The 12706-nt window shown below is 61.4% G+C and carries 12 protein-coding genes; 3 read left to right on the forward strand and 9 right to left on the reverse strand.

Annotated features, from left to right (window positions below; genetic code table 11):
* Positions 1-50: 50 nt before the first annotated feature.
* The 9 genes from ACFJIU_RS19665 to ACFJIU_RS19705 all read right to left on the reverse strand — a co-directional run bounded on the left by ACFJIU_RS19665 (position 51) and on the right by ACFJIU_RS19705 (position 8532).
* On the reverse strand, positions 51-434 hold the full coding sequence (locus tag ACFJIU_RS19665) for a nuclear transport factor 2 family protein (protein WP_379062703.1): 384 nt from the start codon (positions 432-434) through the stop codon (positions 51-53).
* A 14-nt stretch (positions 435-448) separates the two neighbouring features.
* Positions 449-1756: an aminotransferase class III-fold pyridoxal phosphate-dependent enzyme gene (locus tag ACFJIU_RS19670; protein ID WP_379062705.1), complete on the reverse strand. Its 1308-nt coding sequence runs from the start codon at positions 1754-1756 to the stop codon at positions 449-451.
* 37 nt (positions 1757-1793) lie between these two features.
* Positions 1794-2408, reverse strand: a complete 615-nt coding sequence (locus ACFJIU_RS19675) for a M20 family metallopeptidase (RefSeq protein WP_379073172.1) — start codon at positions 2406-2408, stop codon at positions 1794-1796.
* Positions 2409-2470: 62 nt separating this feature from the next.
* A complete protein-coding gene (locus ACFJIU_RS19680; protein ID WP_379062707.1) occupies positions 2471-2995 on the reverse strand; it encodes a M20 family metallopeptidase in 525 nt (174 codons plus the stop codon).
* A gap of 88 nt (positions 2996-3083) precedes the next feature.
* A complete protein-coding gene (speB, locus tag ACFJIU_RS19685; RefSeq protein WP_379062709.1) occupies positions 3084-4040 on the reverse strand; it encodes an agmatinase in 957 nt (318 codons plus the stop codon).
* A 34-nt stretch (positions 4041-4074) separates the two neighbouring features.
* Entirely contained in the window at positions 4075-4983 is a 909-nt protein-coding gene (locus ACFJIU_RS19690; RefSeq protein WP_379062711.1) for an ABC transporter permease, read from the reverse strand.
* A gap of 10 nt (positions 4984-4993) precedes the next feature.
* Entirely contained in the window at positions 4994-6268 is a 1275-nt protein-coding gene (locus ACFJIU_RS19695; protein ID WP_379062713.1) for an ABC transporter permease, read from the reverse strand.
* Entirely contained in the window at positions 6265-7368 is a 1104-nt protein-coding gene (locus ACFJIU_RS19700; protein WP_379062715.1) for an ABC transporter ATP-binding protein, read from the reverse strand. The genes ACFJIU_RS19695 and ACFJIU_RS19700 overlap by 4 nt, the downstream gene beginning before the upstream one ends.
* A gap of 84 nt (positions 7369-7452) precedes the next feature.
* On the reverse strand, positions 7453-8532 hold the full coding sequence (locus ACFJIU_RS19705; RefSeq protein WP_379062717.1) for an ABC transporter substrate-binding protein: 1080 nt from the start codon (positions 8530-8532) through the stop codon (positions 7453-7455).
* A 153-nt stretch (positions 8533-8685) separates the two neighbouring features.
* Between ACFJIU_RS19705 and ACFJIU_RS19710 the strand changes: the two genes are divergently transcribed.
* From ACFJIU_RS19710 to ACFJIU_RS19720, 3 genes are all read left to right on the forward strand, one after another.
* Positions 8686-10332, forward strand: coding sequence for a 5-guanidino-2-oxopentanoate decarboxylase (locus tag ACFJIU_RS19710; RefSeq protein WP_379062719.1), 1647 nt, complete (start codon positions 8686-8688; stop codon positions 10330-10332).
* Positions 10333-10626: 294 nt separating this feature from the next.
* Positions 10627-11727: an FAD-binding oxidoreductase gene (locus ACFJIU_RS19715; protein WP_379062721.1), complete on the forward strand. Its 1101-nt coding sequence runs from the start codon at positions 10627-10629 to the stop codon at positions 11725-11727.
* Positions 11728-11770: 43 nt separating this feature from the next.
* Positions 11771-12556 (forward strand): IclR family transcriptional regulator, encoded by a 786-nt coding sequence (locus ACFJIU_RS19720; protein WP_379062723.1) that lies wholly within the window; start codon positions 11771-11773, stop codon positions 12554-12556.
* Positions 12557-12706 lie beyond the last annotated feature (150 nt).

Below are 12706 nucleotides of genomic sequence, written 5' to 3' on the forward strand. Positions count from 1 at the left end.
AGAGCTCCCCCTGCGCGCCCTTTTATATGGCGCGCACCTTCGACCCAAGGCTAGATTTCGAAGTGCCAGACCTTCGATACGATCTGCCACTTGCCATCGAGCAGGACGAAAGTGAGATCATCGATGAACCTCTTGGGCAGATAGACATCCTTGACCCGTACGTGAGCAGTCGTCGGGCTGGCAATGGAGATCGAGACAATCTCGTCCTGGCGCCTGTCGCCCTTCTTTTCAGGCGACGGCCGGTTGGCAACCATGTCGAGATACGTTTCGACATTCAAATTCACGAGCTTGCCCTCGGTCGTGGAATACAGCTGGGCCTGAGGGTGGAAGACCGAACGGAAGCCTTCGACATTCCCGAAGTACATTGCGTCCAGGTAGGACTGCGCGGCCGCAAGGACGTTCTCCCTGACAGGGTCGTCGATCATATCGTTCATGTCGTTTGTTCCTTTCATGCTGCGCTGCGTCCGAATTCGGCATCCGCCAGATCAAGCCCGTGATCGAGGGCAGCCAGCAGCGTATCGAGTTCGGCGTCGGAAATGATGAACGACGGAGCGAGGAAAAGCGATGTCTGCTCGCCGCTTGTACCGATGATCGCTCCCGCTTCGATTGCGCGTGCTGCCACGCGCGATGCGATCGGGGAGATGGCTGTATCGGCGTACCAGTCGCGCCAATCCGGACCATGGAGTTCGACCGTCCAGTGCAGGCCGAAACCATCGACACGCGCCACGCTCGGATGGCGGCGAGCGATCTCCACCAGCCCCCGCCGCATCCTGCCTTCGAGGGTTTTGACACGGCGGATGATTTCACCGTCCTTCATCACCGACAGATACGCGCGGATCGCTGCAACGGCACTCGGGTGAGCGCGGAAGGTGCTGTAGGTCTGCCAGCTTTTGTCCTTCATCTGGTCGACGATGTCTTTCGACATGACCACGGCGCCCGCGGGTGCGGAACCGCCAGCCAGGCATTTGCCCAGCGTGACGATATCGGGCCGGGTTTCGCCACCCTGGAAGGCGAACCAGCGACCACTGCGGCCGAGGCCGGTAACGACTTCATCGGCAATCCAAAGGGAGCCGGCTTTTCGTGCGGCATTCGCGAGGTGGTCCTGATAGTCCGCATCATAGTAGGTGCCGCCCTGCGTGTAGTCGATGATCGTGGCGGCGACGGAGGACAATGTTTCGTCGACACCAGCCATGCGGTCGGCGAGAGGCCTGTTGTCGCTCAAGCCGCCATACTCGGCGTTGACCGGCCCCGGGATGATGCGAACGGGGACCTGCGCCGGAACCGGCTTGCTGCCGCCGCCCTGCAGCGCCAGGCCGCCATGCCAGTGGGGCTGCACGGTCATCTGGCGGGCCAGGCCTGCCATTCCGTGGTAGGCGCGCTCGCGCGTCGCGAGTTCGGTCCTGCCGGTGAGAGCCTGGGAGAAGGTCAGGGCGAGATCGTTGGCCTCGCTGCCGGAAAGGAAGAAGCGGACAGCGCCGACCCAGCTCTTTTCATCGCCAAAGGCGATGTTGATCAGATCCTCCGCCGCAGCTTCGCGCTCGGCCCAGAACCATCCTTCATTGATGACGGGGTTCGATGCCGCCTTGATCATGGCCTCGACCATGACCGGATGTTTGTGGCCGAGCGGCCCGCCGGTATTGCTGCCGTCGATCAGGCGACGGCCATCGGCCAGAACGAAATATACCCCTTCGCCATCGACGACCTTGATGACCGGGTCCTTGCCGGCATTGAGGCCGGTTTGAAGAAGTCTGCTCATGTCTACCTCCATGGAACTGCCTATGCGTGGGGACGTGTCAGTTCGCCGAGGCGATCCCGCACACGTCGACGGTCATGCGGCTCCAGATGCCGCACGCTTCGATGAGATCTGCGACAAGGATGTGCTCGTCGGGGGTATGCGCCCATTTCTCGTTGCCGGGACCGAGACCGACCGTCGGGATGCCGGCGGCGCACATGAAAGTGCCGTTGACGCCAAATCGCCAGGAGGCGACCGCTTCGGGTTGGCCTGTGATGCTCGCTCTCGCCCGAAGCGCAGCCTTGACGACCGGACTGTCCGGATCGACCCACATCAGTGGGTAGTGCACGATGACATTCAGGTCGTACCGGAAGTTCGGGTTTGTGGAAGCGATGCGGTCGAGAATGTCGCGCAGTTCGTGTTCGCAACTCTGCGCCGTCTCGCCACGAACATATCGCCTGTCGACCCGGATGATGCAGCGGTCGGGCACCACCGCCGTCCCGTTGTCGGGCGAGGACTTCATGGAAATCAAAGTAACGGTGGCGGGTCCGAGAACATCGTCGTTCTTCATGGTCTTTGCGTATTGCCGCAATGCGTCGAGGAAGGGCGCTGCCTCGAAAACGGCGTTGATCCCGTTGTCAGGCTCGGAGGCATGCGACGTGCGGCCGTGGACCATGATTTCCACGTCGATCTTGCCGCGATGGCCGATATGGACCTGGCCTCGGCTGGATTCCGTGTTCAGGCCGAACTCGGTCCGAACGCCTCGCGCGATAACCGATGGAACACCAAGGGGGGGAAGTCCACCTCCTCCCCCACGTCGGCCACGAACACCACATCGCCGCGCAGCTTCACGCCCGCCCTTTTGATGGCTGCAATCGCGTAGGCGCTTGCCATGACATTGCATTTCATGTCGCAGGTGCCACGGCCGTAAATGGCGAGCCCTTCCTCGCCCCATCGTGCTGCATCGACCAGCTCCCCACTGAAGGGGTCTTTCATCTCTCCGGTGGGGACATGATCGATGTGCCCGTTGACCATGAGAGAAGGACCGTTTCCCTCGCCGCGGAGTACGGCGATCACATTGCCGTCCCGGTCGATTTCGACGGAATCGAAACCGAGCTCTTTCAGATGTCTGGCATAGATTGCCGCAACCTCACTCTCTTCGAACGAGAGGCTGGGGGTGCGGACAACCTCCTGGCAGGCCGCGATCATCCGCGCGGTATCCAGTGACTGGTCTATCGCCGCGAACACGGTTTCATGTGTCATTGTCGTCACGCCCTTCGGTCCGACGGCCGTTGTCTTTGTGGGGAACCTTGATCTTCGCGAGGATTTTGCTCCGCCAGGACCAGCCCGCTCAACGAGCCCTCTCGACGGCTTTCGCCATGACGCACAGGATCTCGAACATCATGTTGGCCGCGGTGACGCAGGTGATGCCTGTCGGATCGTAGACCGGCGCGACTTCGCTGATGTCGGCACCGACAAGGTCCCTGCCCTGGAGCGACCGGATGATCACCTGGAGATCGCGCGGCAGCAGGCCGCCGATTTCCGGCACTGCGGTACCCGGGGCGTAGGCAGGATCGATGCTGTCGATGTCGAGGGAGATGTAGAACGGGCCATCGCCGATGACGGCACCGATCTTCTCGATGGCGGCAGCCCGCCCCATCTCCTCATAGTCGTCGAGGGTGATGATGTTGTAGCCCTTGTCGTAACCGAACTGGACGTCGTCGTCGCCGAAGCGGCTCCCGCGCAGGCCAAGCTGAACGACCCGCCTGGGGTCGATGAGGTTTTCCTCATAGGCACGGCGCATGAAGGTGGCGTGATTGACCTTGGTGCCGCACATGGTGTCCATCACGTCGGCATGAGCGTCGATATGCAGGATTCCTACCGGCCGGTCGGAAGCCAGCGCGCGCAGGATCGGCGTCGGAATGGTGTGATCGCCACCGATCGCGATCGGGCGAATGCCGGCATCCTTCACCGCCTGGAAAAACGCCTGGATCTGGTCGATCGACTGGTCCTTGTTAAGCGGATTGATCGGGGCATCTCCGATGTCCGCAACGATGCAGAGATCGTAGGGCCGAACACCGCTGACGGGGTGGATCCTACGGATGATGCGCGATGCCTCGCGCACCCCGGCCGGGCCTTGTCGCGGACCGGATCGGTAGTTCAGGCCAAGGTCGAAGGGCACGCCGCACAAACCGATGTCGATGCCGCGCTCGATCTCGTGACGACGCGTGCGCAGAAAGGTTGCGACATCCGAAAAGCGCGGGGTCACAGCGGCGTCGACCGGCTGGAAGTCGTTTCTGTCAATCATGGGGTTTCCTATGCTTTCTTGAAGTTGTTGCGGTTCAGGCGGCCACGCCGCGCATTTTGTCCGAGCGTCGTCTGAGCAATTCGACTGCCGTCAGCAGGCCGATGGACAGGAAGACGAGGATTGTCGCCATCGCCAGGATCGTCGGGCTGATCTGTTCGCGGATACCCGCCCACATCTGCCTCGGCACGGTGCGCTGGTCGTAATCGGCGAGGAAGATCACCGTCACCACCTCATCGAAGGAGGTCGCAAATGCGAAGACGCCACCGGAGACCACGCCGGGGAGGATCAACGGCACGACGATCTTGAGGAACACCCGGACCTGCGACGCTCCGAGGCTGAGCCCAGCCCTGATCAGATTGCGATCGAAGCCTTCCAGCGTCGCGGCGACTGTGATCAGGACAAACGGGGTTCCGAGCACCGTGTGGGCAATGATCAGCCCCGCGAAAGTGCCTGTCAGACCGAGCGTCGAGAAGACGAAGTACATGCCGGCCGAGGTGATCACGAGCGGAACGACCATCGGCGAGATGAGCGCACTCATCACAAGGCCCCGGGCCGGCATGTGGGGGCTGGTCAATCCCAACGCTGCCAGGGTGCCCAGCAGCATCGAGAGCAGGGTTGCCGCGACGGCTATGACGAAGCTGTTCTTCAGCGAGTGAATCCACTGCGCGTTGTTCCAGCTGTCGACCAGGTAGCTCCAGCCAAATGGCGCGGCAGGGTCATTCATTCCGTTCTGAACGATGTCCCAGTACCACCGCAACGAGAACGCGGACGGCTTGAGCTGGAGCATCTCGCTCGAGAAGGTGAAGTAGGGCGCGGCGTTGAACGACAGCGGAATGATCACCAGAACGGGCGCGATCAGAAAAAGCAGGACCAGTCCGCAAAACGTCAGATAGCTGTAGTGGGCAATCCGGCCGACGATCGTGGTGTGCGCGGGCAATGCCATGGTCGAGCTCCTAACCCATCCGCAGGCCGTTGCCGCCGGTCAGGCGGTTGAAAAGCCAGTAGACGAGGAGAACCCCTACCAGCAGGATCGACCCGAGGGCGGCGGCAAGCCCCCAGTTGAGCGATTGCTGCATGTGGTAGGCGATGACATTGGAAATGAGCTGGCCGCTCTGCCCGCCGACCAGGGCCGGCGTGATGTAGTAGCCAACGGCGAGAACGAAGACGAGGAGGCAGCCTGCAAGCACCCCGGGGATGGTCTGCGGAAGGTAGACCCGCCGGAACGCAGTGACCGGCGATGCGCCGAGCGAAAGCGCGGCACGGACATAGGAGGGCGGTATCGACTTCATCACGCTGTAGAGTGGAAGGATCATGAACGGCAGCAGCACATGCGTCATGGCGATCAGCGTGCCGGTGACGTTGAAGATGAGAGGCAGCCGGTTCGCGTCGCTCACCAGACCGATCGAGACGAGAATGTCGTTGATCACTCCGTGCCCCTGGAGCAGCACGATCCAGGATGTCGTGCGAACGAGCAGGGACGTCCAGAAGGGAAGCAGGACCAGCATCATCAGCAGGTTGGATGTCCTGAGCGGCAGCCTGGCCAGCAAAGCGGCCACCGGATAGCCCAGGACGAGGCAGAGGCCGGCCACCGCGGCGCTGACCCAGAGTGTGCGCAGGAACAGTGTCCGGTATATCGCCTTGTCGACATCCACGCCCTGGACGGAGCCGTCGGCAGCCTGTTGCAGATCCAGGGCCGCCAGGAAATGCCTGGACGTGTAGGGTTGGCCCAGGCGCTTGATCAGCGCCCAGAGATCGGGATTTCCCCAGTCCGGTGCCGCGGAGATCAGTTTCTCCTTCCAGCCGTCTTCTGGCGCGGACGACAGCAGCCGAACCGTTTTCATGACCAGCGGTCGAGCGCCAGGCCAGTCGAAATTGAGCGATGACGAAACCTGTCCGAGCTTCTGCTCGTCATTCGCCTGCCTGAGATCGGCAACCAGATCCGCGTAGACGTTTTCGGGTGGCGTGCCCTTGCCGTCCCATTGAAGAAGAGAGGCCGATGTGCGGTACAGGACCGCGCCGAACTCGTCATTGCTGACCGCCCTTTTCAACATCGTTGCCAGCGGCCATGCGAACATCACCAGCAGAAAGACACAAAGCGGCGCGACGAGGGCCAGCGCTCTCAGCTGGGCTTGCCGCCTGGACCGGCGATGCAGCCTCTCCATGGAGATCGGGCGGGGGATCGCCGGGCCGGCAGATTGCAGCCAGGTGGTTGCGGCACCGCCCCTCATTGCATGCCTCCCCGGGGAGGGCTGGAATCGAGTGCGCGGCAGTCGTTGACGTGCCATCCCAGGGTGATTGCCTCGCCCTTGCTGAAGGTGCGCCGCAGCGAGGCGTTCTGCACCTTCACCACGAACTCATGGTTGCCAAAAACGCGCACCTGGATTCGGGAATGGTCGCCGACATAAATCTGATCGATCACCTGCCCGGTGACCACGGCATGCTGGCGATCGTCCATGGACGGCTCAACGATGATGCGCTCGGGCCGAAGGGAGAGCAAAGTCGATCCACCGACCGGCGCGTTCGTCACGGCCAGTGCACTGAGGGCATCGCCATTTCCGAGCCTGACCTTGCACAGGTTTTCGTCACGCTCCGCCACGGTTCCGGGGAGAACATTGTTCTCGCCGATGAACTGGGCGACGAAGCTGTTGCTGGGCGTCTCGTAGACTTCGTCGGGCTTGGCCAGTTGCTGGATCTTGCCGTGGTTGAAAACCGCGATCGTGTCCGACATGGTCAGGGCTTCCGCCTGATCGTGCGTGACATAGACGATCGTGACGCCAAGCCGTTCGTGAATGCGCTTTATCTCATATTGCATCTGCTCGCGCAGCTGCTTGTCGAGCGCGCCAAGCGGCTCGTCCATCAGCACGAGCCTGGGGTCGAAAACGAGTGCCCGTGCGACCGCAACGCGTTGCTGCTGGCCGCCCGAGAGCTGCGCGGGTCGGCGACTGCCCAGAAGAGGCAATTCCACCATGTCCAGCGCCCGCTTCACCTTCGCGGTGATCTCGGTTTTTGAGATATTTCGAACCTGCAGCGGGAATGCCAGGTTTTCGGCGACAGTCATATGCGGGAAGAGCGCGTAGTTCTGGAACACCATGCCGATGTTGCGTCGCTGGGGAGCCACCCTGTTGATCGGGCGATCGTCCAGAAATATCTCGCCTGTCGTGGCGGTTTCGAAACCTGCCAGCATCATGAGGCAGGTTGTCTTGCCGGAGCCGGAGGGCCCGAGCATGCTCAGGAACTCCCCTTCCCGCACTTCGAGGTCCAGCTTGTCGACCACCGACGTCTTGCCGTCGTAGGTCTTGCCAACGTTCGCAAATTTGACTGACGCCAACGTCCTGTCTCCACGCAACAGTCCAGGGTCTGCCGGCAAACGGAGCCGCCGGCAGGAAGAGTTCGATACAGGTGAGCGGAACCGCTACTTAGCCAGCCATGAGTTGAACCGGGCAAAGAGTTCGTCGCGATAGGTCGACCAGAACGCGCTGTCGGACTCGATCGCGTTTTCGAGATGGGCGGTCGGAACGAAGTCCTTCATCTCGACACCGGTCTTGTCGTTCTTGCCGATCAACGCAATAGCGGAGTGACGCACCGGTCCATACGAGCTGGAATTCGTGATGGCCGCCTGCTGCGTGGTCTCGCTGACGAAGTCGACGAACTTCTTCGCGGCATCGAGGTTCGGCGTCCCCTTCGGGATCATCCAGACGTCGCGGTCCCAGACCTGGCCGTCCCACACGATCGTAAACGGCTGCTTCTCGTCATTGATGGCATTGAAGATGCGGCTGCTGTAGGCCGAAGTCATCACGACCTCGCCGTCCGCCAGCAACTGCGGCGGCTGCGAACCGGCTTCCCACCAGACCACGGAGGATTTGATAGTGTCGAGCTTGGCGAAGGCGCGATCGACACCCTCCTTGGTCTGCAGCACCTTGTAGACGTCGGCGGCCGGGACGCCATCGGCCAGCAAGGCCCATTCGAGGTTCACGTCCGCGGACTTGCGAAGGCCGCGTTTGCCGGGGAATTTCTCGAGATTGAAGAAGTCGGCGATGGTTTTCGGACCATCCGCCAGTTTCGACGTGTTGTAGGCCAGGGCCGTCGACCAGATCACCGACCCGACACCACAATCGCTGATGGTGCCTTCAATAAAGTCCTTCGCGGCGGGCGTGCCGTCCTTGGCGGCGGGAAGCGTCGAGGCGTCCTGCTTTTCGAGGATGCTGTCAAAACAGCCCGTTTCGGCAAGAGCCTTTTCGCCGACGACGACATCCCAGGTTACGTTCTTCGCTTCGACCTGAGCTTTGATCTGGCCAAGGCCGCCGTTGTAATCGACGGAGTTGACCGCAATGCCGGTCGCCTTCGTAAAGGGCTCGTAGAAAGCCTTCTTCTGGGCTTCCGTGTAGGCACCGCCCCAGGAAACGACGGTGATCGCATCCGCGGCGAAGACCGGTGTGGCAAAGCTGCCGGCGGCAATCGCCACGGCTGCTACGGACGTCAAAAATCTTCTCATGCTCCGGGCTCCCATTTTTTTGTTCTGTTCCAACAAATTCCGTTTTTCGGAAGTTATTTCTGTTTTTTGGAATGATTAGGGGCTTGCCCGGACCTTGTCAACGGCATATTCAGCATAACAGAATTTGTTTCCGAAAAACGGAATGGGAGATTCATGAAGAATACGGGTGGCAGTGAGCTCGTGGCTCAGCTCGAAGGGTACGGCGTCGATACGGTGTTCGGCATGCCGGGCGTCCACACCCTGTCCTTTTTCGACCCTCTGGCGAAAAGCACCATCCGCCATATCGGGGCACGGCATGAACAGGGCGCCGGATTCATGGCCGACGGTTATGCGCGTGCAACCGGGAAACCGGGAGTGTGCCTGATCATCAGCGGCCCGGGCGTCACCAACGCGGCGACGCCGATCGGACAGGCCTATTCCGATTCCATTCCTGTTCTCGCAGTGACAAGTGCGATCGCGCGGGCCGATATGGGCCTCGGGCGGGGCATGCTTCACGAGATCACAAGCCAGCAGGCGGTGACCGCGCCGATCACCGGCTTCAGTGCCACGGCGCTGACTGGCCAGCAGATCGGCGAACATCTGGCCAGAGCCATGGCTTCCTTTCAAACGGAGCGGCCACGTCCGGTCCATATCTCGATACCGCTGGATGTTCTGGACGAGGAAGTTGTCCCGCGTCCCACCCGGAAATTTCTTCCTCGCCGGCCCGGCCCCAACCCGATCGACATCAGAGCCGCGGCAGATCTGATCCGGGCGGCAAAACGTCCTGTTATCCTGGCCGGCGGCGGCTGCCGAAACGCCGGAGCCGAACTGACTCGCCTCGTCGAAGCCACGCAGGCCCCGATCATCACAACGGTGGCCGGCAAGGGCGTGGTCCCGGAATCCCATCCGCTGTCGCTGGGATCCACCCTGCAGCGGGCCGGGATTCGCAGACTCGTCGAGATCGAAGCCGATCTGGTGATTGCAATCGGAACCGAAATCTCGGAACCGGATCTTTATGTGACAGCCGACAGCGAGGCCGCCGCCGACGGGCCGATGATCGCCGACCCAACCCGGTTGGCCATCGCAGGAAAATTCATCAGGATCGACATCGACCCTGCTGCAACCGTCAGGGACTATGTGCCGGATGCCGCGATCGTCTCGGATGCCGGGCTGGCGGCCGCAGCATTGGTCGAAGAACTGGGCCGACAGCCTGCCGGGCTGATCGCCTGGAAAGTGGACTTCGCGGCACTGAAAAATCAGGTGAAGCAAGACGTATCGCCGCTGGAACGCCAGCATATTGCTGTCCTGGAGGCGGTTCGAGAGGCGCTTCCGGCGGATGCGCTCGTCTATGCCGACATGACGCAGATTGCCTATACCGGGTGCGTGTACTTTCCCGTCGACATTCCCGGCACCTGGCATTTCCCGGTTGGCTATGGAACCCTTGGCTATGCCTTGCCGGCGGCGATCGGCGGCTCCGTCGGTTCGCCCGACCGGGCCTGCGCAGCCATCGTCGGTGACGGCGGCCTTCTTTTCACGGTTCAGGAACTCGCGACGGCAGTCGAGCAGAAGCTGCCGCTCCCGATCCTTCTGTGGGACAATGACGGCCTTGGCGAGATCGCCGATTTCATGCGTGCCCGCAACATTCCGGAAGTAAGCGTGCGGCCGCTCAATCCTGACTTCAAAGCACTTGGCGAGGCGTTCGGCTGCCTCGTGGCTGTGCCGCATTCCCTCGACGAAATCGGAAACGAAATACGTCGTGCACTCCGTGCCGATCGGCCAACCATCATCATCGTCAAGCAGGATGCAGGATACCTGCGATGAACCTGGAGCACTGCCGGATCGATTTCGATGCTGCCGCCAGGGAACTCGAAACGCGATTTGCGTCGAAGTTCTCCGTAGCGCTCGCCGTCAGGGAACATCACGGCCACGACGAGAGCTGGCATCCTGCCGCCAAACCGGACGGCGTGCTGTTTGCCACGACGACCGGGGATGTCGTTGACGCGGTCCGGATCTGTGCAGGATACGGTGTTCCTGTGGTTCCCTACGGAACCGGCAGCGCCATGGAAGGCAGCGTCAACGCGGTGTGCGGCGGACTTCTCGATCGACCTAGCCGGCATGGACGCGATTCTGGCGGTGAACGCTTCCGACATGGATTGCACCGTCGAGGCAGGATGCACCCGCTCGGCACTGAACTCCTTTCTGCGCGACACGGGTCTCAACTTTCCCGTCGACCCGGGAGCCGACGCGACGCTCGGCGGGATGGCAGCCACCAGGGCATCGGGGACGATGACGGTCAAATATGGCTCGATGCGGGACAATGTCGTCGGGCTGGAAGTCGTGCTCGCTGATGGAACCGTGGTCCAGACCGGAGGTCGTGCCAGGAAGTCCTCGTCCGGCTACGACCTCACGAAACTCTTCGTCGGGTCGGAAGGCACCTTGGGCGTCATAACAAAACTGACGCTGCGCCTCCATCCGATCCCGGAACACGTTCTGGCATTGCGCGCCGTGTTTGAAGACATGCGCCCGGCCGTCGAGTTCGTCGTTCTCCTGATGCAGCTCGGATATCCCGTCGCCAGAGCGGAATTCATGGACGAACTCGCACTCGAAGCGGTGTGCAGATACGAAAAGCTCGACTACGAGCGGCTGCCGACGATTTTCCTCGAATTTCATTCGAGCGTCGCTCCCCTGGACGAAACCGGCCCCGCGATCCAGGAACTTTTGGGACAATATGGCGCGAAATCCGTGCATCTGGCTTCGACGTCCGAACAGCGTGCGGAGATCTGGAGGGCCCGGCACAATGCGGCCCATGCAGAGCCGCTGCTAAGACCGGGCGCCAGGGCGATGGTGACGGATGTCTGCGTTCCCCTGTCCAGTCTGGCCGAATGCATCGCCGAGACACAGGTCGATCTGAAATCGACGAGGCTATGCGCCCCGATGGTCGGCCATGTCGGCGACGGAAACTTCCATCTTGCTATTTTGATCGATCCCGAGTCGGAATCGGAGATCGGAGAAGCAGAGCGCCTTCATGCCAGGCTCGTCGAACGCGCGCTCGGCTTCGGGGGAACCGTCAGTGGAGAACACGGCATCGGCCTCGGAAAACGGCAATATCTGGAGGCAGAACACGGTGCGGGTCTTGCCGTTATGCGATCTATCAAGCATGCGCTCGACCCACGAAACATGATGAACCCCAGGAAGATCTTTCTTCCCGATCTGTAACGCAAGCTGACGAATTCGCATGAGCGAACACGGAACCAACCGAATGTCGAAAACGAATGACAAGGTCTCTGAGAAAGGGTCCAGCCCCCTGAGGCGCATCGCGACGGTCCTGGACGCTGTCGCGTTTTCGTCGTCGGGATTGACACTCCAGGATATTGCGAGCGCGGCGCAGATACCGGTGTCGTCGGCGCACCGCATAACCAACACGCTTCTCGATGTCGGTTATCTGGAAACAGCGCCAAACCGCAAGGTCTACCTCGTCGGGCCCCGGCTGTGGCGGCTGCTGAACCTGAGCTTCGGTGACGCTCCGATTGAAAAGGTCGCCTCGCCGCTGCTGCTGGAGCTGGCAAACAAGGTCCAGGAAGTTGCCTTCATCTGCCGTCTGGTGGGAGGCAAGATCAAGCTGGAAGCCTTCGCCTTCCCACAGGAAGCGTCGACCTCATTGATCCATCCGGGCTATGAATTTCCATACCATGCCACCGCGAGCGGCAAGGCGATGCTGGCGTTCCAGAACGAGGATTTCGTCGAAAATGCGCTCAGCGAAGACATCCCCCGATTTCAGGCCGGAACCACCGTCGACCGCGCCGAAATTCGCCAACAGTTGAGTGCCGTGCGTCAGCGAGGATATGCAGTCAACGACATGGAGTTCGATCCGGGAGTGTTCGCGCTCGCGGCACCCGTCACCTTCGAACACGGAAACGTTTTCCTCACCGTTGGCATCGTCGGCATGAGTGGCAGGATGCACGACCGCTTCGAAGAGACTGACATGGCGACCTTCGTGAAATCGACGGCCGCCAAACTGTCCCATCTGCTTTCGAGCCATCGATAGGGGGATCCGTGGAATCGCGCCGGCCGAAGTGCCGCGCCAGCCGCGCAGCCCCCGTCTCGGCGCATTCCTGAAATCCGTTCGCTAGCTCAGGCTGGACCTAGAGCGTTTCCGTTTTTCACGGAACCGCGGAAACGCTCTAGGTTTTGTTTT

It is taken from the genome of Mesorhizobium sp. UC74_2 (assembly GCF_042701485.1).
GTDB lineage: Bacteria > Pseudomonadota > Alphaproteobacteria > Rhizobiales > Rhizobiaceae > Mesorhizobium.